We start from the raw sequence: 26812 nt of genomic DNA, 5'->3' as shown, positions 1-26812 counted from the left end.
CAGCCAGGCCAAACTGAGTGCCGTTGCCCGGCAACTCAACGAACGACCCAGGAAAACGCTCGAGTACCAAACGCCTGCAGAGCGCTTCCAAGCTTGTGTTGCCACCACCCGTTGAACCCACCACCAAAGGCGTCCTCTTCGTCACCATCGAGGATGAGACCGGCGTCGCACAGGGGATCCTCTGGCCTGATCGGTTCGAGATCTATCGCCGCCAGGTCATGTCGGCCTCGATGATCGCGATGCGGGGGCGGCTGCAAAAGGAGGGCGAGGTCATTCACATCATATGCGATCGCATTGTCGATCATGATGCGATGCTGCGCTCGATCGGACGGATGGAGTTCACCGTTGCACCGGGCCGGGGCGACGGCGCTTCGCATGGCGGTGGTCCTGATCCGCGTGATCCGGCATTCCTGAGCGGCCGCACATTGTCGCCGCCGCCGTTCACGACGCGTGCCCCACAGGATGAGCTCCTGCCCATCCGCAGCCATGACTTTCACTGACATGACGGCAAGCTCCCCAGGCACGATCATGCGCGCGCTCGATGTCCTGCGCGAGGCAGCGGCCATGAAAGATCAGGCGCGCACTCGCGGGGGCGCGCTGGCGCTCTGGGTGCTGCGTGGTCATTGCCCCGACGAGTGGCTGGTGGCCTTCTGGGATGCGGCAGGGTCCGATCATGAGATCGGCCGGAGCCAAGGCATGCATGCAGCCTATAACGGGATTGTCCGGCAGATGCGGACCCGAGGCGGCCTGCTGCAAACGGCTGCGCCCCTGCAATCGGTGGCAGTAGACCCTATATGACTAGGAGAGACATGAATCCGATCGCCCCCTGCGCCGCCACGCGATGGCTTGGATGAACGCGATGTTCGATCTGTTCGACACACCTGCCGTTCCTGGGCTCGCGATGCGTGACGACGTGCTGACCAAAGCGGAGGAAGCTGCCCTCATAGCGCACATCGACGGCACCGACCTCACACCCTTCCGTTTTCAGCAATGGACTGGCAAGCGCCTGACCTATTCCTATGGTTGGAATTACGACTTCGAACATGTCCGCTTCGCGCCCGCCGAGCCGATGCCTCGTTGGCTCCTCGACGTGCGAGGGCGCGCGGCTGCCTTTGCGGGACTGGCAGCAGACGATCTCGTCCAGGCACTGCTGATCCGCTACGATCCCGGTGCGGGCATCGGTTGGCATAAGGACAGGCCGGTGTTCGAGCATGTCGTGGGCATCTCGCTCGGCAGTGAGGCCGTTCTGCGCCTCCGCCGTCGGAACGCCGCCGGGTTCGAGCGCGCCAAGGTCATGCTGCCGCCGCGCTCCATCTATCATCTGTCCGGCGACGTGCGCCACGCTTGGGAACATAGCATAGTGCCCTTGGAGATCCCGCGTTGGTCCATTACCTTCCGCAGCCTGTCGGACAAGGGCCACCTATCGTGAGCGGACAATCCTATCCAACCACACCGGACGGGCGCTACTTCGTGGTGCGTGGGCGGCTTTGGCGCGCAAGCAATCCGGCGCTAGAACCGGAAGTGCGCGAACGTCTGGTCAGGGAGCTGATGAATGCACGCCGTGCCGTCGGCGCAGCCAGGCGCAAGGCCGATCACACCGGCAAGACAGTCGCACATGAAGCGGTCAATCGCGCTAAAGTGGCGCTTGGCGAACGCGGCCCGGTCTGGTGGGACGATGGCGCACCTGACCTCAACCGCCATCTCGCGCGCACGGGCCCCTATGCGGAATGGTATGCGAGCCTTCCTGAAGACAAGCGCTAAGCCTTCCGTTTGCGCCGGGGCTTGTCGGCGAGCTCGAAGATGACCGACACATGATCACTGGTTTTCAGCGTCAAAAGAAGATCGTGTAGCTTGACGTACCGTTGCAGCTTGTAGTGGAACTTGGCACCAGGGCGCGGGCTGACGTAAAGGCGGTCGATGCCAGTCGAAATCGATCCATTCAAAAAATAAAGCGGCCAGTTTTGCTCTCCAAGAGCGGACCGTCGGCTAACCGGACAGCAGCCGTCGCATTCTTGAATGCCAAGCATCTGCGACACCGTGGTTGCCATCCCATTCAGTCCACGATTCGCCAAAAGCATTACAAGTTCAAAGACATCAAAAGGCATGCCCCCAAGGGCATTTGAGTGGCGAACTGCCTTGGTGGCGCACCATTAAGAAAAAGTGCTGACCCTGTCTTCATATGAAGCTGCAGACCAGGGAAGCCTGGTTATCGAGATCAGGGATATAATGTCTGACCATGGGGTTGTTGGTAAGACTACCTTTCGGCAGCCCCCTCTAAGTCTGTGAGGCCCAATGACACGCTCGCATCAGACCCATTTTGTGAAGATCCATCCCACCCAATCCAGCGCCCTGAACAATGAACATGACAAGGCCTCACGGAGCGAGCTTGCCCGAAGGATTGCCCGGCTCGGCGAGGCAAAATTTGTCGATCACGACATTTCTATCGACCAACAGCTTTTGGGTGGCCAGCCGGACACGCTGTTCATTCCGACAGGCACGATCGACTTGTCGACGGCAAGAAAACTGGGCATCCAAACTGAGAGCCAAATCTACGGTGGCGTGGTGCCGTTTCCCTTTGTTGGGAGCAAGATCATCACACATTCGGCCTTCGGAGACGACCCTCCAATTCCCGCCGGATGGCACCATGAACTAGGCTTGGCTCTTGCTCCTCACGTTCTTTCGGGCTGGTCGGCCTTCACTCTCGATGCGGTCCGCGCCGCCGCTCTTGATATGCTCGGGCGCACGGCGATCCGTCTGAAGGAGGTCGAGGCCACTGCCGGACTAGGCCAGTTCGTCGCTACGTCCGTCAAGGAACTGGACGAAGCGATGGCCCAGCTCGACGAGCCTGCAATTTCGAAGCACGGCGTGGTGATCGAGGAGAATCTCGATGATGTCGTCACCTACAGCGTCGGTACGACCCGCCTTTTTGGCGAGGCGATTTCCTATTGGGGCACGCAGCGGCTCACCACCAACAACAGTGGCGCGACTGTCTATGGCGGCTCAACCCTTCATGTCGTGAGGGGCAGTCTAGAGCGGCTTGCGAGCCTGGGTCTGGCTGACGAACTACAGCAGGGGATCGATAAAGCGATCGCCTATGACGCTATCGTCTCGCGAATCTATCCGGATTTGCTGGCGTCTCGCCGCAATTACGATGTCGCCGCGGGCGTCACCTCCTACGGGGAATGTCGCATCGGCGTGCTCGAGCAGAGTTGGCGTGCCGGCGGCGCGAGCGGCGCGGAGATCGCGGCGTTCGAAGCCCTGGCGCGTGATCCCGGCCGGTCGGCTGTGACATGCATGTCGATGGAGATTTATGGCGAGGTCGATGCCGCTCCAAACGGCAGCATAATCTATTATAGCGGTGTCGATCCTGTGGCAGGACCGATGACAAAATATGTGATGGAGCTGGAATGACAGGCAGTCAGCTATCCTTTGAGGTCGAGGGCGAAAGCCTGGAAGCAACCTTGTTGTCGCCCGACAAGCTGGTCCCAGGCATTCTTTTCATTCATGGATGGGGCGGCTCGCGCGAACAGGACATGGTAAGAGCAGAAGAGATCGCCCAGTTGGGCTGCATCTGCTTCACGTTCGATCTACGAGGCCATGCCAGACATGCCGAAGAGCGCAATGTCGTCACCCGGTCGCACGGTCTTGCAGATGTGACGGCGGCCTATGACTATCTCGTCAGGCAGGACCAGGTCGATCCGTCGGCGATTGCAGTCGTTGGCACCAGCTATGGTGGCTATCTCGCGGCATTGCTAACTGCGGCTCGACCGGTCAATTGGTTGGCACTTCGCGTTCCTGCGCTCTATCCGGACGAGCACTGGGATGTGCCCAAGGCCAAACTCGACCGCGATCTCATCAATGCCTATAGGGCGCGCTTTAGAACGGGCCGGGAAGACAAGGCTCTGGCCGCTTGCGAGCGGTTTGCCGGCGATGTCCTGATTATTGAATCGGAGCATGACGACTATGTGCCGCACACGACCATCAGCTCTTACATGTCTGCGTTCCACAACAGCAATTCGCTGAGCTATCGTATTCTGAAAGGCGCTGATCATTCGCTGAGGGATGAAGGCGGGAGGCGCGCCTACAACCAATTGTTACTTACCTGGATCGAGGAGATGGTTCGGGGCGGTCGCCGGCCGTCATTGCCAGACGCCCAAGCAGAGGCACAACTACCATCGCAGGCGCGAAAGCTCGCACAAGGATAACCCTCCCCAAGCGGATATGGTCTTATAGCCGATGCCTCGCTTTGAGGTGGCCCGTTGTTCCTGCTTGTGCGTTGATGCTGCAACAACAGGAAAACGGCCATGTCCATGCTGCTTGAAAATCTGTCGCGCAAGATGAAGGAAATCGATTTCGCGATGCTTGCCACCCATAGTGGCGGCGGCGCGATCGGATCACGTCTGATAAGCAATAACCGCGAAGTCGATTATGACGGTAGCGCCTGGTTTTTCACGGAAGAGACCACGCTCATGGTGTCGGATTTCAAGGCCGACCCCGCAGTCAATCTGAGCTATCAGGGTAAATCGGGTTTATTCAGCCGACGCCCCTTCTTTCTGGCAGTGCAAGGCACTGCCATGCTCATCCGCGACAAGGACCAGTTTGAAACGCATTGGACGATAGGCCTGGAAAAATGGTGGCCGCAGGGTCCGCAAATGCCTGGCCTTGTCCTACTCAAGGTGATCGGCGAGCGCGCTCATTATTGGGATGGCGAAGAGGAAGGCGAGCTACTGATGGATGGCGCCCATTGATGACGTCTGACTGCAAGCCCTCGTGGCGCCGGTTCGGCAAGGCTGGCGCCAGCCCCCCTTATAACCAACTGCGTTGGGTCAACTGACGTCAGCTGAGGCCGGGTGCCCTTCTTGGTAGATTGCTGGCAGCACCAAAATCGTTTCAAGTGGCAACTGGCAAAATGATGATGCATGTCAGATACGCTAACTTGCTGAGCAATGTGGCGAGGCATCGAAATCTAGCTGATCTCAATCACGCTGCGCATCCTATCGGCCTCTTGCGCATTTGACCTCTAGCCGCAACGCGCGGTCTCAGGAGGCAATCATGTCAGACGACACCGAGAACAGGATACGCGAGCGCGCGCACGCCATTTGGGAGGCCCAAGAGCAACCGGAAGGTCTCGCCATGGAACATTGGCGTCAGGCCGCCGAGGAGGTGGCGCAGGTCGACAAGCTGGCCGAACTCCAACCTCCTGTCGCTAGCGGAGCAGCGGCGAAAGCGCTGACAAAAACAGAAGGGCTTCAAACGAAGGTCTGAACCCGTCGGTTCTCGCCCGCTTCCTCCATGACAGGACCGAGCCCTTTTGAGCCAGCATCCTGACCGCCTTGATGGCGGATCACCCTATCCTCTTGGCGCGAGCTTCGACGGGCTCGGCGTCAACTTCGCCATTTTCTCCGCCAATGCCGACCGGATCGAACTCTGCCTGTTCGATCCCGGCGGCCGCAAGGAAGTCGCTCGCTTGGCCCTGCCGGAATGCACCGACGAGGTTTGGCATGGCTATCTGCCTGATGCGCGGCCCGGGCTGCTTTACGGCTATCGTGTCCATGGCTCCTATGCGCCCGAGCAGGGCCATCGCTTCAATCCCAACAAGCTGCTGCTCGATCCCTATGCCCGACGGCTGTCTGGCAGCATCAAATGGAATGACGTGCTGCACGGCTATCCGGTCCGCAGCCGACGCAAGGATCTGGGTTTCGACCGGCGCGATAGCGCCAGCGCCATGCCCAAGGCCATTGTCACCCATGACAGTTTTGATTGGTCGCGCGATATCCGCCCCAACGTCCCTTGGTCAGAAACGGTGATCTACGAAGCGCATGCCAAGGGCCTGACGAAACTTCTGGAGGCGGCGCCGCACAGGAACGCGGCACATTCGCGGCGCTCGCCCACCCCAAGGTCATTGACCATATGAAGCGGCTGGGCATCACGACGCTTGAGCTCATGCCGATCCACGCCTTCACGCAGGACCGCTTCCTGCTGGAGAAGGGCCTGCGCAATTATTGGGGCTATAACAGCCTCAGCTTCTTCGCGCCCGAGTCGAGCTATTTTGCGGGCGATACCCATGACGAGTTGCGCGTTGCAGTGCGGCGCCTTCACGCTGCAGGGATCGAGGTGATCTTGGACGTTGTCTATAACCACAGCTGCGAGGGCAGCGAGCTGGGCCCCACATTGTCGTGGCGCGGCATCGACAACGCGACCTATTATCGGCTGCTGCCCGACGATCCGCGCTATTGCCTCAACGACACCGGCACCGGCAATACCTTCAAGCTCACCCATGCCAGGGTGATCCAGATGGTGGCTGACTCTCTGCGCTACTGGGCGACCAGCTTCGGGGTCGATGGCTTCCGCTTCGATCTCGGGCTTACACTTGGTCGCACCGATCACGGCTTCGATCCCAATGCCGGGTTCTTCGACGTCTTGCGGCAGGATCCGGTGCTTGGCCGTCTCAAGCTCATCACCGAGCCATGGGATGTGGGTATGGGGGGCTATCAGCTCGGCAATTTCCCGCCCGGCTTTGCTGAATGGAACGACAAATATCGCGATACTACCCGTCGCTTCTGGCGGGGCGATCAGGGCCAGCGAGCCGATCTTGCCGCGCGCCTTTCGGGATCGGGCGACCTGTTCGACCGCCGCGCGCGCAGGCCCTGGGCGAGCGTCAATTTCCTAACCAGCCATGACGGCTACACCCTCGCCGATTTGGTGTCCTATGAAGAGCGGCACAATGAGGCCAATGGCGAGGATAGTCGCGACGGCCATGACAACAATCTCTCGCGCAACTGGGGCGCCGAAGGGCCGGCCGACGATGCGACTATTCTGACGACAAGGGGCCGCGTGCGCCGGGCCATGCTCACCACCCTGCTCGCCTCGCTCGGCACGCCGATGCTCGTGGCCGGCGACGAGTTCGGCCGCAGCCAAGGCGGCAACAACAATGCCTACTGCCAGGATAATGGCATCAGCTGGCTAGACTGGTCGATGATGGAGGGAGACGAAGGCAAGGCCCTCTTCGAATTCACGGCGCGACTGATCGCCCTGCGCAAGGCCCATCCGGTGCTGTGCGCATCGACTTTCCTCTACGGGCAGGAATCGCCGGGCTTCGGCATCAACGACATCGAATGGTGGGACGAGCGTGGAGCGCGGCTGACGCCCGAGGACTGGGATAATCCTGAAGGACGCGCGTTGGTCATGCGGCGGGCGACCCTGCTGGAGGATGGGCGGGTCGAGGCGCTGACGCTACTACTCAATGCGAGCGAGGACGCGATTGACTTTACCATGCCCGCGCCTTCAGCGCCGCGGCAGGTGCTGATCGACAGTGCGCAGCCGGAGCGGGAGCCTTTCGCGATCGGCGACGACTACAGGGTGGAGGCCCACTCTGCGGTGCTGGTCTGCTGGCTTGGCGAAAGGCCGGGATCATGACTGAATGGGGGCCGGCCGACATAGGCAATGGACGCTGGCGCTTTGCGCTCTGGGCGCCGGACCGTAACAGCGTGTCGCTCGAATTTGAAGACAGCCTGACGCGGCCGATGGTAACTGCCGACAACGGCTGGTTCCTGGTCGAGGCCGAGGCGAGCGCAGGCAGTCGCTATCGCTTTCGCCTCGCTGCCGACCTTGCCGTGCCTGATCCGGCGTCGCGCCGCCAGGCTGGCGGCGTTCATGGCTGGAGCGTCGTCACCTCGCTGTCGCCGCCTGCCGCCGGCTGGAAAGGGCGCCCTTGGGAAGAAGCGGTCATCTATGAAATGCATGTCGGCCTGTACGGCGGATTTGCAGGCGTAGGCGAACGCCTGCCAGGCCTTGCTGCTATCGGCATTACCGCGATCGAGCTGATGCCGGTCAATGCCTTTAGCGGCGCGCGCAACTGGGGCTATGACGGCGTCCTGCCCTTTGCCCCGGCCGAGGCCTATGGCAGCCCGGCGGACCTGCGCGCGCTGATCGACGCCGCGCATGACCTGGGCCTCATGATCTTCCTCGACGTCGTCTACAATCATTTCGGTCCCGAGGGCAATTATCTGGGGACCTATGCTGGATCCTTCTTCCATGCGGAACGCCACACACCCTGGGGCGGCGCGGTAGCGGTCGACCGTCCGCAGGTCGCGGCCTATTTCCGCGAAAACGCGCTGATGTGGCTCAACGACTATGGCTTTGACGGGCTGCGCTTCGATGCGGTCCATGCGATCGGCGACGATGCGTTTCTCGATTGCCTCGCGCAGGACCTGCGAGCGGCTACGCCGGGGCGGCATATCCACCTGCTGCTGGAGAATGAGCGCAACGACGCCGAGCGGCTGCGGCCAGGGCACTATAATGCCCAGTGGAATGACGATTTCCACAACGTCATGCATGTCCTCCTGACCGGTGAGCACGACGCCTATTACGAAGATTTTGCAGAAAGCCCGGCGCACAAGCTCGCGCGCTGTCTCGCCGAGGGCTTCATCTACCAGGGCGACCCGTCGCGTCATCAGCAGGGCAAGGTGCGCGGCACGCCCAGCGCGCACCTTCCCCCGTCCGCGTTCATCGCCTTCCTGCAAAATCATGACCAGACCGGCAATCGCGCGCTGGGCGAACGGCTGATCGCGCTGACCTCGCCGGAGCAGCTGAAAGCCGCAACCACGCTGCTGCTGCTGATGCCGCAGATTCCCCTGCTTTTCATGGGCGAGGAATCCGGTGCGACCAGCTCCTTCCTCTTCTTCACCGACTTCCATGACGAGCTGGCCGATGCCGTGCTTGAAGGCCGACGGCGCGAGTTCAATGGCTTTGCCGCCTTCGCTAGCGAAGAGGCACGCGCGCGCATTCCTGATCCCAATGCACAAAAGACCTTCGACATGGCCCGCGTCGTCGAGGGCCCTGACGCGGCCGAATGGCGCAGCTTCTATAAGGCGCTTCTGACGCTGCGCCATCAGGCCATCGTGCCGGGCATCGCCGGCGCGCACGCGCTCGAGGCAACTGTGCTGTCCGACAGCGCTGTCCATGCGGTGTGGCGGCTTGACGACGGGCGCCTGCTGTCCATCCTGCTCAACCTTGGCGATCTCCCTGTCGATGTTTCGACGCGTGAGAAGCCGGCGTTTGCGGCGGGAACGCCAGGGGCCCCTGCCAGCTGCGCCGTCTGGATAGAGCTGCCATGACGTCGCTGCTTCATCAGCTTGCGCAGGAAGCAGGCATTGCGCGCCTCTGGATCGACGCGGACGGTAAGGAGCAACAGGTGAGCGACGAGAGCCTGCGCGCGATCCTGTCCGCGCTGGGGCTCGGGGCCAGCGACGAGGCCGCCATCACCGTTTCGCGCGCGGCGCTCCATGAGCGGCGTTCGGCCCGCCCTTCCCTTCTCACCATGGACTGCGGCGAGCCGCTTGCCCTGCCGGACGGCGTCTGCAACCTTCGAACCGAGACGGGCGAGGTAATCGAGATCGATGCGGAGCGCGGCCTGTCCCAGCCCGGCTATTATCGCGCGGACTATGATGACGGCAGCATCCTACTTGCCGTGGTGCCTGCCCGTAGCCCGGCCATCAAAAGACGCGGCTGGGGCGTCACAATCCAGATTCCCTCGCTGTATGGCGAAGGCAAGGATTTTGGCGATTTCGGCCTGCTGGCCGACGCCGTGGCACACCTTGGGGCTTGCGGAGCGGATGCTGTCGCGCTGAGCCCGGTCCATGCGCTGTCGTTGGCCGTCCCCGGCCGTTTCGCTCCCTACTCCCCGTCGAGCCGGGTCTCGCTCAATGTGCTGTTGATCCCCCTTGAGACAGCCGGCGTAGCGCCCTCGGCAGCGCTGATCGACTGGGCAGTCGCCGGCCCCGCCCGGCTGGGCGCCCTTCAGGAGGCGTTCTCGCGCACTGCATCAGATGACGGAGCGGCAGATGAGGCCGGACGCTTCGAACATTTCGCCCAGGAGCAGGCGCGAGCAGGCCTCGGTGCCGTCCAGCACGCTGCGCGCGATGCCGGCATGGCGATCGGCATCATTGCCGATTTGGCGGTCGGCGTCGATCCGCAGGGAGAGGAGGTGCGCGGTGATCCCGGCGCATTTCTCCAGGGCCTGCGCATCGGCGCGCCGCCCGATCCGCTGGGCCCTCAGGGGCAGGACTGGGGCCTTACCAGTTACAGTCCGCAGGGCCTCGCCGATCGGGGATTTGCGCCCTTCATTGCAATGCTGCGCGCCAATCTGCCGCAAGGCGGCGGCATCCGCATCGATCATGCCTTCGGGCTGCAACGGCTCTGGGTGATCCCGGAGGGGCGCCCGGCGAGCGAGGGAGCCTATCTTGCCTATCCGTTCGCCGACATGCTTCGCCTGCTGAAGCTGGAGGCGTGGCGCGCCGACGCGATCGTCATCGCCGAGGATTTGGGCACCCGCCCGCCCGGTTTCGGCGAGGCGCTGGAAGAGGCAGGCATCTATGGGATGACCGTCCTGCCCTTTACCCGGGACGAGAGGGGGTTCCTCGACGCCTCCGCCTATCCCAAGGGAGCCATCGCCATGAGCGGCACCCATGATGTCGCGACGATCGCCGGCTGGTGGACCGGCCGCGACCTGGAATGGAACCGTGCGCTCGAACGCGGCGGAGAGACCCCGGCAGAACGCGCGACAGCGCGATCGGCCTTGTGGAGGGCGATTGGCGCGGGCGCGCCGCAACCGCGCGATGACGATCCCGCGCCCGTTATCGAGCGAGCCCTGAATTTTCTGGCGGGGTCGGCTGCGCCGCTCTTGCTCGTACCCATGGAAGATCTGGCCGGCCTTGTCGAACAGCCCAACCTGCCGGGCACCACGGTCGAGCATCCGAACTGGCGTCGCCGCCTGCCTGCCCCGGTCGAGGCGCTGTTGGTGGAACCCTACGTGCAGCGCCGTATCGCCTGCCTGACAAAGGCGCGCCCAAAAAATGGGATGTATCAACCGTGACGCCGCGCGCGACCTACCGGGTGCAACTGACGAAGGATTTTCCTTTCGCGGCGGCAGAAGCGATCGTCCCCTATCTGGCGGACCTTGGCATCAGCCATCTCTATGCCTCGCCGATCACCACCGCGCGCGCCAGCTCGACCCATGGCTATGATGTCATCGACCCAACCCGGATCAATCCCGAACTGGGCGGCGAGAACGGTTTCCGTAGCCTCGTTGGCGCATTGCGCGCCCATGACATGGGCATCATCATCGACATCGTCCCCAATCATATGGGCGTGGCGGGCGGTGAAAACCCATGGTGGAACGATGTGCTGCGCCTGGGACCCGGCAGTCCCTTCGCCGGCTATTTCGATATCGACTGGACCGGCCCGCTCATCCTGCCTATCCTTGGCGATCCACTGCCCGATGTCATCGCACAGGGCGATCTGATAGTAGGTTCAGGAGGCCAGCCGCATCTCCTCCTTTATGGCGAGCAGACGCTGCCTTTGCGCCCGGACGGGCCGCTTGAGGGCGATGTCGCGACGATCGCCGAGGCGCAGCACTATGACCTGGTGCACTGGCGTGCCGCCAATGACAGGCTCAACTGGCGCCGCTTTTTCTCTATCAATGAGTTGGCCGGCATCAGGGTCGAGGACCCAGCGGTCTTCGAAGCGACACATGCGCTCTACTTTCGCCTGTATCGAGAAGGGCTGCTCGACGGGCTGCGGATCGACCATGTCGACGGCCTGTCCGATCCTGCGGGCTATTGCCGTCAGTTGCGCGCCCGCATCGATGCCATCCGTCCCGGGGCCGTCATCCTCGTTGAGAAGATTCTCGGCGCCGAGGAGACCCTCTCCACCGACTGGGGCATCGAGGGGACAAGCGGTTATGATTTTATGCGCGATGCCATGGCGCTGCTTCACGAGCCAGCGGGCGAGGAGCCGCTGGCGAGCCTGTGGGCAGCGCTAGATCCCGACCATGCCGATCCACAGACCACGGTTCGTCAGGCGAAGCGCGACATGCTCGACTGGCAGTTCGAGGCGCAGCTGTCTGCCTGCGTCGAAGCGTTCAGGACGCTCGCCCAGAGCAGCGGGCAATCTTCGATCGTCGCGTGGACGGCGCCGATGCTTCGCCGCGCGGTCACCTGTCTGTTGCAGGCCTTTCCAGTCTATCGCACCTATGGCGACGGGCGATCGGCACCCCCAAGCGATGAAGCGGCGCGGCTGGAGGCATGGGAAGCGGCTCAGCCGCACCTGCCGCCGGGCGAAGGACCGGTCGTGCGGCAAATCCTTGCGTGGCTCGCCGGTGACGGTCCTGGCGACCCCGATCTTGCCGCTGAAGCCGTCCAGCGTTTCCAGCAGCTCTCCGCGCCCATCGCCGCCAAGGGGGTGGAAGACACCGCCTTTTATCGCCGCGCGCCCCTGTTGTCTGCGAACGAGGTCGGATCAGCGCCCGAGCAATTCGCCGTCTCGCCAGCGGAATTCCATCGGCGGGTCATGGACAGAGCCCGCAATTTTCCAGGAGCGATGCTGGCCACCGCGACCCACGATCATAAGCGGGGCGAGGACAGTCGCGCGCGTATTGCTGTCTTGAGCGGCGTTCCCAAGCTTTGGGCTGACTGCATTCGTCGGTGGAATATTCTTGCCGACAATCACAGCTGCGACATGCATCGCGCCGATCGTTATCAGCTGTTTCAGACCTTGCTCGGCGCCTGGCCGGACGAAGGGGCGTCTCCAGCCTTTGCAGAGCGTATCCTGGCCTGGCAGCAGAAGTCGCTGCGGGAGGCCCGGCTGCGATCAAGCTGGGAGGAGCCGGACCGCGCCTACGAGAAGCGAGCGGCTTGGCTCGTGGACCATCTGCTCGCCGATCCCGACTTTACCGGCGACATGAACCGCTTCATCGTGCAGATCACGCCCGCTGCGCGCACGAACAGCCTAGTGCAGACGGCACTTAAATTCTGCGTGCCAGGCGTTCCGGACATCTACCAAGGATGCGAGCTTGCGGATCTTAGCCTAGTCGATCCCGACAATCGCCGGGCGGTTGATTATCAGCGAAGGCGGGCCCTGCTCACAGCCAGGGACGTCGACGCCAAGCTACAACTCATCGAGCGGCTCCTCGCAATGCGCCGGGCTAATCCGGAACTGTTCTCGTCCGGTAACTATGAACCCGTCTTGGTAGAAGGTCCGCAGGCCGGCCATGTCCTTGCCTTCACCCGCAAGCACGTCCAGCTTCGCCTGACCTGTGCCGTGCTCATTCGCGGGGCAGAGCCGATTACGGCCTTAAGTCATTTGCCTCCTGCGACATGGTGGCAGGACACGCTTCTACTCCTCGACGAGCCCGTCCCGGCACACCAGATATTCGCTCGCGATCCTTTTCTTATTAGCCTCGATGAATCTTCGACATAATAGTGGAACAAGGGATCATATCGCGCTTATTTCGGGCTTTTTCGCCCCCTGCTGGAGAAGCTTGTGGTATTCGAGGCCTGGAGCTTGAAATGGTTCGCAGCCAGAGCCGAGAGTATTGAACTGCGTTGCTACGCGCACTGCGACACTCGTACCAAGGTTTTGCGACATCTGCTCCACCGCGAGCGCCTCGGTGAGCATGTGCTGTTCGACAGCGACAAGGCGCGCGAGGAACGCGCCAAGACCGACATATTGTATGAGCTCAGCAATCGCTTCAGCGATGGCCTTCACCCCTACGTCCCATCCACACGTGTTGAACATTGCGTAGCACTACTGTAGGGACCAGCAGTATTGCGACAGCGTATGACGGGGCAGCCTGAGCCTTCGAATTCGCAATAGCGCGCATAAAGCCATAAGCGGAGAATGATCGATTGCATTTCTGGCAGAGAGATTGTTCCCCCTGCGATAGTACAGCCTCAATTATCGGCTAATGTGGCACAATTGTCAAAATTGAAGCTGCTTCATCATTATCGAAGGTACGTTCACAAAATCTGCTTGAACTGGATAGTCGCGTCCCTTTTTCGCAACAAATTCTCGTCCGCGAGCCCGGCAGGCAGCCTTACCGCCTTGCGCTCAGCGACTCGTCCAAAGCACATGACCGCCTGTGCTTCATGCTCTCCACTGGGACGATGCTGATACAAGACCAATTCATGACGGACATACTTGGCACTGGGATGGCACAAACTCCCAAGCGCTGACAAATTAAGGCAGGTAGGATCGGCGTGCCGCCGATTAAGCAAGTTCCATACAGAGTTCATCGACCGCGAGAGACAGTTCCATTCGGTAATCTGCGCCTCCGGCCTGTCTTTCCCGTTCGCCTTTGCCCTTCGAGGCATACTTTCCTTATGGACCGCCGGTGAGGTGGCGGACGGCGCCACTAGCGCCCAAGCGCGAGAAATCGTAGGGGCTCCAACAGTGCGCACGATAACTGGTGCCGGCCCCGATACGACATTCGGGAGCGGATTTCTATATTACGGCTGAGGACTCTCTGGTTCTGGCGCGATCCACGATACGTTGTTGTCATGCGGTAATGTGAAGGCTGGTGTCAGGCTGGGCGCTGTTGCTCGGCGCCTACAAGTGGGAGCGATTTAGGCTGGCCCAACCAGCCTTTTTTAAAAGCAGTATCGGAGCAGAAGTGGAACGACTAGCCTGTTTTTGATCCCGCCTACTCCTTTTGGCAAATCCGATGATTTGAGAGTTCGTTCCCCCCAGCGGAAGAGGAGGCGCAACATCTCACCCCTCTCGCTTATCGAGCTAAACCGATCCGTTTGGACGGGATCTTCTAGCCTTCATCGGCGGATCCCGGTTCCGCCATCTTGCGATGCTGCTCCGCCAAAACTGCTGCAGGCGTCACATGCGCTATGGCAGCCTGTACTTTGTTTTTCCACCCGGACACAATATGCGCCTCTCCCTTCATCAGCGCGTCCCAGCCATCGCGCGCCACGTCGGAAGGATCACTCTTGCTGTCGGATGATCCCACGCTGGTGTCGAGCATGTCGGCGCGATCGAAAAATTCTGTCTCGACCGGACCTGGCATCAGGGTCGTGACGGTGACGCCCTTGCTGTCTTTGATCTCGTTACGGATGGCGTCGGCAAAGCTGTCCACGAACGCCTTGCTGCCATTATAGACGGCTTGGAAGCTGCCCGGAATGAAGCCTGCGATCGACCCGGTGATCAGCACCTTGCCGTCGTCACGCGCCACCATCGTTTTTAGGACCTTTTGCAGCAGATACAGCGTGCCGGTGATGTTCGTGTCCACCACTTGTCTCCATTCGCTCACATCCTGATCGAGAAAAGCGTGCCCCAGGCCGCGCCCGGCGTTCGCGCATAGCAAATCCACCTGTCGGCCATCGGCCGCGGCGAGGAGCGCGTCGACGCCTTGCAACGTCGCAAGATCGGCCTCGACCGCAATAACCTCGACGCCATGCTGCTTAAAATCCTGCGCGGCAGCGTCGATCAGTTTTTCGTCGGCCACGACCAGCAAATCATACCCATTTTCTGCGGCGATGGAGGCAAGTTCAAAGCCGATGCCGGTGGAGGCTCCGGTGACGATCGCGAATTTATTGGCCATGTCGGTCTCTCCTATTGCGCGGCTACGGCGAGACCGGGCTTCAGCACGATCTTGGTCACGTCATTCTGATTGTTGTGAAACATTTCGTAGCCCTTGGGCGCGTCTTCCAGCCCCATGCGATGGGAGATTAAGAAGGTCGTATCGATCTTCCCCTCAAGAATCGCATTGAGCAGGGCGGGCATATAATGCTGGACGCTCGTCTGGCCGGTCTTGAGGGTCAGACCCTTTTCCATGAACGCGCCCAAGGGAAACTTGTCCACGAAGCCGCCATAAACGGCCGGCATCGACACGCGCCCACCTTTGCGGCAGGCATGGATCGCCTGCCGGATCGAATGGGTGCGATCTGTTCCCAGGAATAACGACGCCTTGATCTGATCAACCACGTTGTCGACGAAAAAGCCGTGTGCTTCGAGGCCCACTGCATCGATAACCGCGTCCGGCCCGATCCCGCCGGTCATTTCCATCAAGGCTTCATAAGTTTTGGATTCCTCGAAATTGATCGTCTCCGCGCCGAATTTTTTCGCCAGTTCCAGCCGATGCGGGAAATGGTCGATCGCGATGACGCGGTGCGCGCCCATAAGGAAGGCGGACTGTACGGCGAACAGACCCACCGGGCCACAACCCCACACAGCCACCGTGTCACCCGGTTCGATGGATGCATTCTCCGCCGCCTGCCAGCCGGTCGGCAGGATGTCCGACAGGAACAATACCTCTTCATCGTCCAGCCCGTCCGGCACAACGATCGGCCCCACATCGCTGAAGGGCACGCGCACATATTCAGCCTGTCCACCAGCATAGCCGCCGGTCAAATGGCTGTATCCGAACAGGCCCGACATCGGCTGGCCATACATTTCCTGACCAATATCCTGATTGTCGGCTGGATTGCCATTGTCGCAGGCGGAATATTGATGCTTGCCGCAATGATAGCAGCTGCCGCAGGCGATGGTGAAGGGCACCACAACCCGCTGCCCCTTTTGTAATGTTGATTTGGGACCGGTTTCGACCACTTCGCCCATGAACTCATGGCCCAAGATGTCACCGGCCTGCATGGTCGGGATATAGCCGTCATAGAGATGCAGGTCGGACCCGCAGATCGCCGTCGACGTGATCTTGATAATCGCATCGCGCGGGTTGAGGATTTCCGGATCATCGACCGTGTCGACGCGGACGTCATGCTTGCCGTGCCATGTGAGCGCGCGCATCAGGCTTTCTCCTCGTCACGTTGCTTTTGGGTCCAGGCCGCCGTTGCGACTTCGCCCGTCTCCATCAATTGTTTGAAACGGCGCAGATCGCGTCGCGCCTGGATGGCGGGTTCGCGCTGGAATAGTTTGGCGATCACCTTACCCACCACGCCGGCGGGCGGATCATAGGCGATGGTTGCCGTGACGACGGTACCACGATCGCCCGCATCGCGAAATTCGATGCGCCCGCTGTTGGGGACATCAGCATCTTCTGCGGAAGTCCAGGCGATCAACTCGCCAGGCTTCTCCTCCGTAATAGCCGCGTCCCATTCCACGGTGCGTCCGCCCGGAGCCTTCACCACCCAATGGGAGGTCGTATTGGACAGAATGTCGATCCGTTCGACATTGTCCATGAACGAAGGCAGATTGGAAAAATCGCGCCAATAGGCAAAGAGTTCGTCGCGAGAGCGGTTGATCGTGACCGAGCGCCCGATCAGGTCGTCGCGCCTGGATTGGGACACTGCCGCGATCCCGCTCGCGCGTTCTTCACTCAATTTCGATGTCGTCGGTGGGGCATCGTCTGTCGCCATCGTCATGAGCATTCTCCAGCCATTCTTATGATGTCCGCATAGAGCAGTCCGATCGTTCGGAGGCTGCCTCTGGGTATGCGGGGACAACGCTTGAATGAAGGATGGGCCCAACAGCTTATTGGAAAATCTGCCTGATCGAAATCAACTTGGCTGCACATGATGCTGCTGCAAGCTTTGCGCATTTCTGTGGAAGCTCCATCATGTGATGCGACTTCCATCACGAACCATCACTGATGATTCAATTTTCAAGCTCTCACTCTCGCCCAAGCTTCGCTTTCAATTCATCAATCCGCCGCGATGCGTCAGCTTTAGTCAGGTCGCCGGTGGGCAGTTCCATACCTGCTTCTTCGCATAATGTCGCCAGATAGGACGCCTGCGCGCCGGTGATGGGTTCATTGCCCGATACCCAATTGGCTGGGTCCTTCTCCGCGTTCGAAGCCGGGTGCTCATCAAGCTTGGGATTATGCAGATGTTTGGTCATGACAGCCTCAATGTTCTTTATATGTTCTGTCGATAACGGTCCATGCGGCATGTGGTTCCTGCAATAAAGGTGGGAGCCAGAATGCAACCGATCGCCAGATCAGCGCTTCATATCAAGGCCGGGCATCGATTCCGGCCACTGCGTTGCGGAAGGATCAAGAACATGCCTGGAAACGAAAATGGTCTCGACCCTCAAAAGGGTCGATCGGACGGGTTGCCCCGTCGCGGGCCTGCTGGCGATGTCCGACCCAATGGCGATGATCCCGATCCCCGCACACGCGGCGGTAAGTCGCAGGAGGATGTCGAGGACCGCCCCTCTGTCGGCACCGTGAAACCGGAAGATTATCCAGAGGCTGATCGGGCCGATTCCAAGCCTTGATGAAAGGATCACCATGAGCACCACATTGACAGGAACATTCGATAGCCGGGACCAGGCGGACATGGTCGTGGAACGACTGGTCCAGGAAATCGGCATTGAACGAACCGATATTTTCGTGACTGCATCCGGACCGGACAATAGCGCAGGCAATCGGATTGGAGGCGCAGATAGCGAGACGGTCGATCAGGGCGAACGGGATGATGTTCCTCTCGCTGGCGGCATCATGGTTTCGATCGATTTGCAGGATGATGCGAAGGTTGAAGTCGTTACGGCCACCTTGGAAGAATTTGGGGCGCAACCATGATCGGTATATTGGCGACGCGATCTAGGTTGAATGGCAGATATTTCGGGTGAAGGCGCTACTGGTCCATAGCCCCAATGCGGGAACAAAGCCCGAGCCGATCCGGTCGCTCATCGATCAATTGGACCAGGCCGGCTTCGCCATTCGCTATTGTGAACATGGCCGGGACGATATTCGATCCGGAATGAGCGGCATGGAAATGGCGATTGCCGCCGGCGGTGATGGAACCGTGGCTTCGCTCGCCACCGAGGTTCCCGACCGGTCGGTGCCCATTGCGATCCTGCCGATGGGCGGGTCCAATAATGTCGCGAGAGCACTGGGCATTCGTCAATCGGTCGAAGCTGTCATTGCTGGTCTCAACAATGCGCGTGAAAAGAGGCTGACCGTAGGAAGCGTCACTGGGCCGTTTGGAAGGAAAGGCTTTCTGGAAGCGGTAGGTCTTGGCGCCCTCAATCAATCCATCGAACTTGTGGATGAATCGCCCAACACCCCGGAGGAAAAGCGCGAAAACGGACGTGCAGCTTTTCGGGAGACACTGCGCACGGCCAAGCCGATCGCATGCGCCGTCGATATTGATGGACGCTGCTTCGAGGGACCATGGCTGCTGGTCGAAATTCTCAACATCGGCGCGATCGGCCCCTGGCTCCCGTTCGCGCCAAAGGCGGACACGCAGGATAAGCTGCTCGACATCTTGCTCGTCGGCGAGACCGATCGCGACGCCATGATGGGGTGGGCCGAACATTTCTCCGGTCCGCCACCGGCCCGATTGGAAACGGGCTGCGTCGTCACGCTTCGGGCCAGCGGGCTGTGCCCCCGGATCGATGATCGCCCCATCGATATGCCTGACAATGCATGGACGGTCGAAATACGGCTGGACGACGAGCCGGTGACGATATTGGTGCCTGCCAGCATGACGGGACACGACAATGACACCTACTGAGCTGACACCAAAGCCGGACTTGCTTGCCCGCATAGAAGCTGTGGCGGTGGAACTGGCCACGATTGGTGGGCAGGAAATCATGGCTACGCTGGGCAGCCTTATGGCCGTGCAATATAAGGGCAACGAGGACGCCATTGCTTCGATGCGCGACCCGGTGAGCGAAGTGGACGGCCGGGTCGAAGCAATGATCCGCAGCCATCTGGCAGATTGTTTCCCTGACCATGGCATCATCGGCGAGGAAATGGCCATCCATCCTGGACTGGACAGTGATTTTGTCTGGGCGGTCGATCCGATCGATGGGACGAGCAATTTCATCAACGGCTTTCCATTATTCGCATCATCCGTTGGCGTCCTGTATCGGGGCGTTCCCGTCGTCGGCGCATTATGGTGCAGCACAAGTCATTTGCTGACACCGGGCGTTTATCACTGCGGCGGCACTGGCGGATTGCGATTCGATGGCGCGCAGATATCGCACATGGCCAACCCTGCCGTTGGCAAACGGCTTGCGGGCGATCCGCACGGCCAGTCTGGCTTGGGTCCGTGGGATGGGCGCAAGACAGGATCGGCCGCGATCGAATGTGCGTTCGTAGCGGCAGGCCTTCTGCAAGTGACAAGGTTCGCAGCGCCAAACATCTGGGATGTCGCGGGGGGAATAGCTCTGGCGCGTGCATCGGGCGCTTTGGTGTTTCAGGATGAGCAGGATGGAAATTGGGTGCCATTCACAAGCTTTGGCGACCAACTTGCGCAGATGGCGCAATGGCGGCGCCCATTGGTTCTTGGGACGCCTAAGGATGCCGCTCTCATGACCGACATCCAGCGCACTGACGCGCAGGACCAAAACCACCGGATATAAATAACCGTCAATGCGCGTAGATCATCTTTCGAGTCATGCCGCCATCGACAGCGATCTGCTGGCCGGTAATGAATCCCGCGGCGTCGGACGCCAGAAATAGGACAGTCGCCGCGATGTCGGACGGTTCGCCGACGCGGCCGACCGGATGTTGGTCTTGGTCGATCGCGCGATGCTCGACGGCTTCGCGCACATGTGCTTTGGCCCAGGGGCGGGTTTCAATCCAGCCGGGCAGGACAGCATTGACGCGGATGTCTGGACCAAGACTGATCGCCAGCGCATGGGTCAAGGCGCAGAGCGCGCCTTTGGCCGCGGCATAGGCCTCCGTATCGGGTTCCGACTGAACCGCGCGGGTCGACGCCATGACCACAATCGCCCCTTTACGCTGGCGCAGGAGCGGGACCGCAGCGCGCACCATCAGAAAAGAACCGGTTACATGGCTGTCCTGCCACGCCTGCCATTTCTTAAGCTCCAGTTTTTCGATCGGACCGCTGACCGGATTGGCAAGGCCCGCATTGGAAACGAGCAGATCGATACCTTCCGTCTCTTCCACAGCCTTGGTCCAGGCCGCAATCTTATCGAACGCCTTTTCCACATCGCGCTCGCTGGCAACGTCCGCCCGGATAGCAATGAGTTTTTCCGTTGGCAGGTCGTGGGAAAGATCGCGAACCGCTTCGGCATCCTGGTCCAGCACCGCCACTCTCCAGCCCTGCCTCAACAGTGCCTGGGTGATGCCTTTGCCGATGCCCTGAGCACCACCTGTAACGACCGCTATCTTCATATGGCTTCCGCCCTCTTGATGGTTCCCAAATTCCCGTGCCACGGGTCACCTGAATCGACGCGATCCCCCGGTACAAGTTCCACTAAGTGCCAATGCTTTCGAGCATGGCCGTCACTCTTGCAAGCCGATCAGCGTCGTCCGTCTGCTCCTTCAAAAGCCAGCGGCCATCTTTTTTGGAAAGCTTTGCATATTTACCAATATCTCGCGCCGCTCCACGAGGGGTCAGCGCGATTGCCGCCGGGCCTGCATCGATCCGTGCGATGCCGGCGGCACGCGCTAGAATGGCGATTCTGTTGGCATCGATCAGATGTTCGGCAGCACGAGGCACAGGACCGAACCTATCCGCCAGTTCCTCTTCCAACGCCTCCAGTCCGGTCTCGTCGACAAGCCGCGAAAGCCTGACATATAGGCCCAAGCGGATGTCGGCATCAGGTATCCATTCCGATGGCAAGCAGCCTACGCTGCCCAGGTTGAGTTCGGGCGTCCACAGTTCGGCATCTTCGCCCCGCGCCTCTTTCAAAGCCGCTTCGAACAGATGTTGATAGAGGTCGATCCCGATCAGCTTCATATGCCCCGCCTGCGTGTCAGCCAGCGGATCGCCAGCGCCGCGTTGATCCAGATCTGCTGCGCTGATCGCAAAGCCCGCACCTAGCCGGTCATAGGTCGCCAGCGTGCGCAGCCGCTTCATCGTGCGTTCTGCAATCTCTCCCGCTTCGGTCAGTAAAATGACCTGACCCCGGCGATTGCCACGGCCCACCCGTCCGCGCAATTGATGAAGCTGAGCGAGACCGAAGCGGTCAGCGCGCCAGATGACCATCGTGTTGGCGCGCGGCACGTCCAGTCCTGCCTCAATGATGTTGGTCGCGAGCAGAACATCGCCTTCCCCACTGCCAAAACGAACCATGGCATCGTCGATGGCGGCACTCGCCATCTTACCGTGCGCTTCGATCAACGCGAGGTCCGGTACGATCCGCGCTAGCCGTTCGGCCAGCGGCGCGAGATCCTCAATACGCGGGACAACGACAAAGCTTTGTCCGCCGCGCGACCGCTCACGCAACAGTGCCGTTCTAATCATCGCATCGTCTGGGTTGGCAAGGCTCGTCCGGATCGGCTGGCGACGGGCTGGCGGCGTTGCGATCATCGACATCTGTTGCAGGCCGATCATAGCGCGATGTAAGGTTCTGGGGATAGGTGTCGCGCTCATCGCCAGAAGATGAACATCGGCGCGACCTCGAAGCCTCGCCTTGTCGGCCGCGCCAAAGCGCTGCTCTTCGTCTATAATGACAAGCCCCAATCGGGCATAACGAATATCCTTCGCCATGACGGCGGCCGTGCCGATGACAATGCCGATCGACCCGTCCGCCAGCCCTGCCTTCGCCACCTTTTTCTCCGCCGCGCTGGAAAGGCGCGACAGACCGGTCACTACCACGCCCGTATCGGCAAAGCGGTGCTGGAACGTCTCAATATGTTGACGAACGAGAACCGTTGTCGGCGCGGCCAAGATAACCTGATAGCCTGCAAGTGCCGCGAGCGCGGCGGCCCGCAGGGCGACCTCGGTCTTGCCATAGCCCACATCGCCGATCACCAGGCGATCCATCGGCCGTCCTCTGGCCAGATCGTCCCGCACAGCCTGGATCGCTCGGGCCTGATCCGCCGTCTCGTTGAATGGAAAGCTGGCCACAAATCGTTCGTAAGCGGCGCTATCAGGTTCGATGATTGCGGCTTTGACTTCGGCCCTCTCTTGCGCCAGTCGAAGGAGGTCGCGGGCGCTTTGGGCCACCGCCTCGTCGATCGCAACGCGACGCTTCTGCCAACTCGACCCGTCCAGCTTGTCCAGCCGCACCGCATCGCCATCAGCGCCGTAACGCCATAACAGTCCCGCCTCCTGGCACGGAACGAGCCGCCGGGCACCATTGGCATATTCAAGCGCAATCAGTTCTGCGTCACCAAGCCCGGGATCCGGCTCGAGACCCATAACGCGCGCGACGCCATGATCCTGATGTACGACCAAATCGCCAGCACGAATGTCGCTGCCGGCCTGGGCAAGCCCGGGGGCAACGCTGTCTTGCGCCGCGCCAATCAGCGCCCGGCTGCCCAGCAAATCTGCGGCCGCAATCACCAGCAGCTCACTGCCAACAGCGCCCCGGTCGATCGGCGCAACCAGCGCGGCTATCGCTCCCGGGGCAAGTTTATCGACAGCCGCGACCGAATCGATCGCCTCGACCGCGGCCTTGAACATCTTGGCGATCTTGGGTCGAAGGAAACGGATATCCCGCTCGCTGCCGACCAGCAGCAGACGCTTGCCCTCCGGCAAATGCGGTGCCGCAAAGCGCTTCATTGCCGAGAGCGGCGAACGGTGTTCGGCAAAGCGGGGAACGGGCGATACGTTGAAATCTGTCGGATCGCCTGAACGCCAAGCGGCGAGATCCTTTGCCCATACTGACTGGGATGCGGCATCAATCGCTGAATCGGCATTGCTGGCGGCTTCGGTGGCCAGTCGAATAAAACGTGCGCGACGCTGATCGGCCTTTGCCGAGACGTAAAGCCGCCCTGGCCGAAGGTGGGCTAGAATGGTGACCTTGCGCTCCGACTCAGGTTCGGCCGCACGGCCGATCTCGAGACCTTCGCCCGGTTCCTGCGTACGCTGCGTGATAGGATCATAGCGCCTTATGCTGACGACCCGCCCATCGGCGATATCGATCCGGGCCGGCAGCCCGGCATCTGCTGGAAAGATGTCAATGACCTCCCCACGTACCGCTACCTCGCCTGGTTCGTCGACGCGATCGTCAGCGATATAACCAAGCCTTTCCATTTCCGCGGCAAACTGGGTGGGATCGATCGGTTCGCCGACCTGCAGCCTGGGGGGTGCGGCGTCGAAGGCAGAAGGGTCCGCATAAAGCCGCGCAGCCCCTTCGCCGCTCATAATGGTTGCAAGAGGACAGCGTTCGGACTCCTGCGCACGCCGCCGCAGGTATCGTAAGGCAGCGACACGTTTCCCGATGTTGGAAGGGGACGCTGGCGCGCCGTCACCGGGTAAAGTGTCGCTCGATGGGAGGAAAACGACCTCATTATCAGGTGCAAAAGACATGAGAGCACATGCCACCGCTTCGGCGTCCTGCTCGTCATCAGCTAGATAAAGCAAATCGCCTTCCCGCAGCGCATCAAGCAGCATGAGTGCGGTCTCGCCAATACCCCGAGACCCGCTCATTGCCCCACCGCCGCGCGAAAATCGACCGAAGCAAACCCGACAGCAAGCCGGCTCAAAATCCTTCTTCGCCCTGATGATCGCCATGCCCGGTCGCCCGCAACGCGGCTCGATCGCGATCTGCGCGCTCACGCGCAGTCTCGATCATGGCTCGTTCCTTATCAGATAAAGTAGCGTCGGATTTTGGCGCGGCTTGCTCATAGAGCCCGCCCTTCGCGGCTACGCGCTGCTCTACCTCCGGATTCTGACCTTGTCTTTTTTCTTCCATCCTAGCACGCCTCTCCTACAGGTGGGCTGCTAACTGCGGGACGATGTTGGAGGTTCCGCCAGCGGCAGTCCAATTCAAAAATCAAAGGCTGGAAGGCACGAGGTAAACCGCCACTTCAAGGACCAGAATGGCTGGCGGCTGATCGGCGACCCTTCTTTCAACTTAGTCTGACACCTTCGTCTATCATCTCACAAACCATGTTGGCGATGGCTTGGATACCGAAGGGCTTTGTTATCACGTGCATAGCATGCTCCAGCAATCCATTGCCGATGACCGTGTTTCCGCATACCCGTGATGAACAATATCTTGAGTTTGCAACGGCCCACTCGACCAGCATCTGCGACCTGACGGCATTTATTTCCCCTGGCGAACCCACATCCGTGATGAGAAGGTCTATGCGTAGATCAGATTGAAGCATTTTTAGATCGCTGGGAACATCCGCAGCTTCGATGACGTAATATCCACCGTTGTTACGAACATCGACAATGATCGAGCGACCGGCTGTCTCGTCATCGATGACCAACACGGTTTCGCCATGCTCCCGCGTCAAGCTGCGTCGGCCGCAATTCCTGTTCGATCTCGGTTGCCGCGCCCATATGCCTTGGAAGGTAGAGGCACATGGTCCTGCCTGCGCCGACCTCCAAATAAATCCTTTCTTGCCCGCTCGACTGTCGCACGACGCCAGAGATCATCGAAAGACGAATGCTCACGCCTTCGCTGAGCGGCTTGGTTGTGCAGAACGTATCAGAAGCACGGGCGATCACGTCAGGCTTCATAACTGTTCCAGTGTCAATCACGCATAGCGACAATATTGGCCATCCGACTAAGCGGCTCGGCGAGCTACTCCCAAGAAATCGGAAACCCACAGAGTTGAAGCTGAAGCCGTGATCTCATAGCATCACGGCATGGAATTTGGCCCGCAACTCGAACTGATTGGATCCTGTGGCCGATAACTAATCACCAACCCGCATCCTGTGAGCAGGAGCGCCGTACCGCCACTGACCAGCCCAAGCATTGCACGCCGCGCTAAACGTGTTTCCATTCCACCCGGATGCCTATTTTGCGACGGGATAACGGAGTTTTCTTAATAAACGAACCAGATAGCCAGAAAACAGGCGATAGCCGCCGCCTTCCGTGTGATTGCCGACACCGCAAAAGCCGCCTGTCGCCCGTTGACCATTCGTGGCCATCCGACAATGCATTCTCATCACCCAGAAGCAGCCTTTTGTTTAGATCCCACCGCTCCATCTGGCGAGGGAAAAGCTACCGTTCGGCCACCGAACCCTTTTTGCCTTCCAAAGCTACTTTAAAACCAACCCAAGCGGACAAAATTTTAATGTGCTCCACTTCGGTCTTTCCACTCCCGTTGGGGCTCCTGTTGAGAAGCAAGAGCCTGCTGTGTCGATCCGCTCATCGGTGAAGGCTGATTATAACGTCTGCCTTGAGGTGATCTGCCCCCCGCTGAGTGGCCCAGAGACTATGATAGTTTGGACCACGAAAGGGACGATGAATGCCGAGCAAGAAGCACAAGCCGGAAGAAATTATCGGCAAGCTGCGTGAAGTTGAGATTGTTCTGGCGCAGGGAGCCTCGACAGCAGAGGCGTGCCGCCGGATCGCAGTCAGCGAGCAGACATACTATCGCTGGCGCAAGGAATATGGTGGCCTGAAGACCGACCAGGCGAGGCGGATGAAGGATCTGGAGAAAGAGAACCAGCGGCTACGCCGGGCGATTTCGGATCTGACGTTGGACAAGCTGATCTTGCAGGAAGCTGCCAAGGGAAACTTCTGAGCCCCGCGCGGCGGCGGCGCTGCATCGATCAGTTGCGACGAGATTTGCCGATCCGGGTGTCCGAGCGACGGATATGCCGGGTGCTGGGGCAGCATCGATCGACACAGCGCAAGGTGCCGCGTGGGGCAGATGACGAACAGGCGCTCACGGAGGACATCGTCGCGCTGGCGAAGCAATATGGCCGCTATGGCTACCGCCGAGTGACGGCGTTGCTATGCCATGCGGGGTGGACGGTGAACCACAAACGGGTCGAGCGGATATGGCGACGCGAAGGACTGAAGGTCCCGCTGCGTCAGCCCAAACGGGGACGCCTGTGGCTCAACGACGGATCATGTATCCGCTTGCGGCCTGAGTATCCCGGGCATGTGTGGGCCTACGACTTCGTCGAAGGGCGCACGCACGATGGCCGCAAGTTCCGGATTCTGACGATCATCGACGAGGCCAGCAGGGAATGCCTGGCACTCATCGTTGCCCGGCAGCTCAAACACGAGGATGTGCTGGCGGCGCTGGCTGACCTGTTCATCTCGCGTGGGCCACCAGCGCATATACGATCCGATAACGTCCTGGGTCACGAAGGAAAGCGAGATTTGGTCAACAGATCTCTATGCGCCGGCATTGAGCGGCGAGGCATGCATTCTGAGCCAGATGGCTTCCACCGTCAAC

At 60.4% G+C, this 26812-nt stretch carries 28 protein-coding genes and 1 pseudogene; 18 read left to right on the top strand and 11 right to left on the bottom strand.

Annotation, left to right across the window (positions count from 1 at the left end; translation table 11 throughout):
• Window positions 1–95: 95 nt before the first annotated feature.
• The 4 genes from F4U94_RS22185 to F4U94_RS22170 all read left to right on the top strand — a co-directional run bounded on the left by F4U94_RS22185 (window position 96) and on the right by F4U94_RS22170 (window position 1761).
• Window positions 96–500, top strand: a complete 405-nt coding sequence (locus F4U94_RS22185; RefSeq protein ID WP_120252921.1) for an OB-fold nucleic acid binding domain-containing protein — start codon at window positions 96–98, stop codon at window positions 498–500.
• 28 nt (window positions 501–528) lie between these two features.
• Window positions 529–798, top strand: coding sequence for a hypothetical protein (locus tag F4U94_RS22180; RefSeq protein WP_150412241.1), 270 nt, complete (start codon window positions 529–531; stop codon window positions 796–798).
• 61 nt (window positions 799–859) lie between these two features.
• Complete coding sequence (locus F4U94_RS22175; protein ID WP_232016193.1) at window positions 860–1429, top strand: alpha-ketoglutarate-dependent dioxygenase AlkB; 570 nt, start codon at window positions 860–862, stop codon at window positions 1427–1429.
• Window positions 1426–1761 (top strand): hypothetical protein, encoded by a 336-nt coding sequence (locus tag F4U94_RS22170; RefSeq protein WP_120252919.1) that lies wholly within the window; start codon window positions 1426–1428, stop codon window positions 1759–1761. Before F4U94_RS22175 ends, F4U94_RS22170 begins: the two co-directional genes overlap by 4 nt.
• Here the strand turns inward: F4U94_RS22170 and F4U94_RS22165 are convergent.
• On the bottom strand, window positions 1758–2105 hold the full coding sequence (locus tag F4U94_RS22165; RefSeq protein ID WP_145986299.1) for a hypothetical protein: 348 nt from the start codon (window positions 2103–2105) through the stop codon (window positions 1758–1760). The genes F4U94_RS22170 and F4U94_RS22165 overlap by 4 nt on opposite strands.
• Before the next feature lie 187 nt (window positions 2106–2292).
• On the opposite strand from F4U94_RS22165, the gene F4U94_RS22160 reads away from it, so the two are divergent.
• From F4U94_RS22160 to treY, 9 genes are all read left to right on the top strand, one after another.
• Window positions 2293–3411: a DUF3182 family protein gene (locus tag F4U94_RS22160; protein WP_120252917.1), complete on the top strand. Its 1119-nt coding sequence runs from the start codon at window positions 2293–2295 to the stop codon at window positions 3409–3411.
• The gene (locus tag F4U94_RS22155) at window positions 3408–4205 is read left to right on the top strand and encodes an alpha/beta hydrolase family protein (protein ID WP_120252916.1); all 798 of its coding nucleotides are present in this window, start codon (window positions 3408–3410) and stop codon (window positions 4203–4205) included. The genes F4U94_RS22160 and F4U94_RS22155 overlap by 4 nt, the downstream gene beginning before the upstream one ends.
• A gap of 99 nt (window positions 4206–4304) precedes the next feature.
• A complete protein-coding gene (locus F4U94_RS22150) occupies window positions 4305–4748 on the top strand; it encodes a pyridoxamine 5'-phosphate oxidase family protein (protein WP_120252915.1) in 444 nt (147 codons plus the stop codon).
• A gap of 304 nt (window positions 4749–5052) precedes the next feature.
• Window positions 5053–5265 carry a DUF2934 domain-containing protein gene (locus F4U94_RS22145; RefSeq protein WP_145986298.1) on the top strand — a complete coding sequence of 71 codons (213 nt, stop codon included), beginning with the start codon at window positions 5053–5055 and terminating at the stop codon, window positions 5263–5265.
• Between the two features lie 46 nt (window positions 5266–5311).
• Complete coding sequence (locus tag F4U94_RS25205; protein WP_249042099.1) at window positions 5312–5914, top strand: GlgX family protein; 603 nt, start codon at window positions 5312–5314, stop codon at window positions 5912–5914.
• Entirely contained in the window at window positions 5911–7416 is a 1506-nt protein-coding gene (glgX, locus tag F4U94_RS22140; RefSeq protein WP_249042098.1) for a glycogen debranching protein GlgX, read from the top strand. Before F4U94_RS25205 ends, glgX begins: the two co-directional genes overlap by 4 nt.
• Window positions 7413–9116, top strand: a complete 1704-nt coding sequence (gene treZ / locus F4U94_RS22135) for a malto-oligosyltrehalose trehalohydrolase (RefSeq protein WP_120252912.1) — start codon at window positions 7413–7415, stop codon at window positions 9114–9116. Before glgX ends, treZ begins: the two co-directional genes overlap by 4 nt.
• Window positions 9113–10873: a 4-alpha-glucanotransferase gene (locus F4U94_RS22130; protein ID WP_120252911.1), complete on the top strand. Its 1761-nt coding sequence runs from the start codon at window positions 9113–9115 to the stop codon at window positions 10871–10873. The genes treZ and F4U94_RS22130 overlap by 4 nt, the downstream gene beginning before the upstream one ends.
• On the top strand, window positions 10870–13257 hold the full coding sequence (treY, locus tag F4U94_RS22125) for a malto-oligosyltrehalose synthase (protein ID WP_170271988.1): 2388 nt from the start codon (window positions 10870–10872) through the stop codon (window positions 13255–13257). Before F4U94_RS22130 ends, treY begins: the two co-directional genes overlap by 4 nt.
• A gap of 15 nt (window positions 13258–13272) precedes the next feature.
• Here the strand turns inward: treY and F4U94_RS22120 are convergent, their stop codons facing one another.
• From F4U94_RS22120 to F4U94_RS22100, 5 genes are all read right to left on the bottom strand, one after another.
• Window positions 13273–13545 (bottom strand): hypothetical protein, encoded by a 273-nt coding sequence (locus F4U94_RS22120; protein ID WP_145986297.1) that lies wholly within the window; start codon window positions 13543–13545, stop codon window positions 13273–13275.
• A gap of 1051 nt (window positions 13546–14596) precedes the next feature.
• On the bottom strand, window positions 14597–15385 hold the full coding sequence (locus tag F4U94_RS22115) for an SDR family NAD(P)-dependent oxidoreductase (RefSeq protein WP_120252908.1): 789 nt from the start codon (window positions 15383–15385) through the stop codon (window positions 14597–14599).
• 11 nt (window positions 15386–15396) lie between these two features.
• Window positions 15397–16587: a zinc-dependent alcohol dehydrogenase gene (locus F4U94_RS22110; RefSeq protein WP_120252907.1), complete on the bottom strand. Its 1191-nt coding sequence runs from the start codon at window positions 16585–16587 to the stop codon at window positions 15397–15399.
• Window positions 16587–17162 carry an SRPBCC family protein gene (locus F4U94_RS22105; protein ID WP_120253525.1) on the bottom strand — a complete coding sequence of 192 codons (576 nt, stop codon included), beginning with the start codon at window positions 17160–17162 and terminating at the stop codon, window positions 16587–16589. Before F4U94_RS22105 ends, F4U94_RS22110 begins: the two co-directional genes overlap by 1 nt.
• 247 nt (window positions 17163–17409) lie before the next feature.
• Window positions 17410–17637 (bottom strand): DUF3072 domain-containing protein, encoded by a 228-nt coding sequence (locus F4U94_RS22100; RefSeq protein WP_120252906.1) that lies wholly within the window; start codon window positions 17635–17637, stop codon window positions 17410–17412.
• A 162-nt stretch (window positions 17638–17799) separates the two neighbouring features.
• On the opposite strand from F4U94_RS22100, the gene F4U94_RS24855 reads away from it, so the two are divergent.
• From F4U94_RS24855 to F4U94_RS22080, 4 genes are read left to right on the top strand one after another with little or no spacing between them, the layout of a single operon-like run.
• Window positions 17800–18015, top strand: coding sequence for a hypothetical protein (locus tag F4U94_RS24855; protein ID WP_120253524.1), 216 nt, complete (start codon window positions 17800–17802; stop codon window positions 18013–18015).
• A 13-nt stretch (window positions 18016–18028) separates the two neighbouring features.
• Window positions 18029–18319: a hypothetical protein gene (locus tag F4U94_RS22090; protein WP_120252905.1), complete on the top strand. Its 291-nt coding sequence runs from the start codon at window positions 18029–18031 to the stop codon at window positions 18317–18319.
• 46 nt (window positions 18320–18365) lie between these two features.
• Entirely contained in the window at window positions 18366–19256 is an 891-nt protein-coding gene (locus F4U94_RS22085; protein WP_170271987.1) for a diacylglycerol/lipid kinase family protein, read from the top strand.
• Window positions 19243–20109, top strand: coding sequence for an inositol monophosphatase family protein (locus F4U94_RS22080; protein ID WP_120252903.1), 867 nt, complete (start codon window positions 19243–19245; stop codon window positions 20107–20109). The genes F4U94_RS22085 and F4U94_RS22080 overlap by 14 nt, the downstream gene beginning before the upstream one ends.
• 7 nt (window positions 20110–20116) lie before the next feature.
• Here F4U94_RS22080 and F4U94_RS22075 read toward each other — a convergent pair whose 3' ends face one another.
• The 5 genes from F4U94_RS22075 to F4U94_RS24845 form a co-directional block, all read right to left on the bottom strand.
• A complete protein-coding gene (locus F4U94_RS22075; protein WP_120252902.1) occupies window positions 20117–20887 on the bottom strand; it encodes an SDR family oxidoreductase in 771 nt (256 codons plus the stop codon).
• 82 nt (window positions 20888–20969) lie between these two features.
• Window positions 20970–24179 (bottom strand): DEAD/DEAH box helicase, encoded by a 3210-nt coding sequence (locus F4U94_RS22070; RefSeq protein WP_232016187.1) that lies wholly within the window; start codon window positions 24177–24179, stop codon window positions 20970–20972.
• Window positions 24148–24360: a hypothetical protein gene (locus tag F4U94_RS22065; RefSeq protein WP_145986296.1), complete on the bottom strand. Its 213-nt coding sequence runs from the start codon at window positions 24358–24360 to the stop codon at window positions 24148–24150. Before F4U94_RS22065 ends, F4U94_RS22070 begins: the two co-directional genes overlap by 32 nt.
• Before the next feature lie 157 nt (window positions 24361–24517).
• Window positions 24518–24886, bottom strand: coding sequence for a response regulator (locus F4U94_RS24850; RefSeq protein WP_188117315.1), 369 nt, complete (start codon window positions 24884–24886; stop codon window positions 24518–24520).
• A complete protein-coding gene (locus tag F4U94_RS24845; protein WP_188117314.1) occupies window positions 24870–25136 on the bottom strand; it encodes an ATP-binding protein in 267 nt (88 codons plus the stop codon). The genes F4U94_RS24850 and F4U94_RS24845 overlap by 17 nt, the downstream gene beginning before the upstream one ends.
• Window positions 25137–25870: 734 nt before the next feature.
• Between F4U94_RS24845 and F4U94_RS22050 the strand changes: the two are divergent.
• Window positions 25871–26709: pseudogene (locus F4U94_RS22050) on the top strand (IS3 family transposase); the annotation flags it as partial.
• Between the last annotated feature and the right edge of the window lie 103 nt (window positions 26710–26812).

The sequence above is a fragment of the Sphingobium limneticum genome, assembly GCF_008710155.1.
Taxonomy (GTDB): Bacteria; Pseudomonadota; Alphaproteobacteria; order Sphingomonadales; family Sphingomonadaceae; genus Sphingobium; species Sphingobium limneticum.
This window is presented reverse-complemented; position numbering and strand designations above follow the sequence as displayed.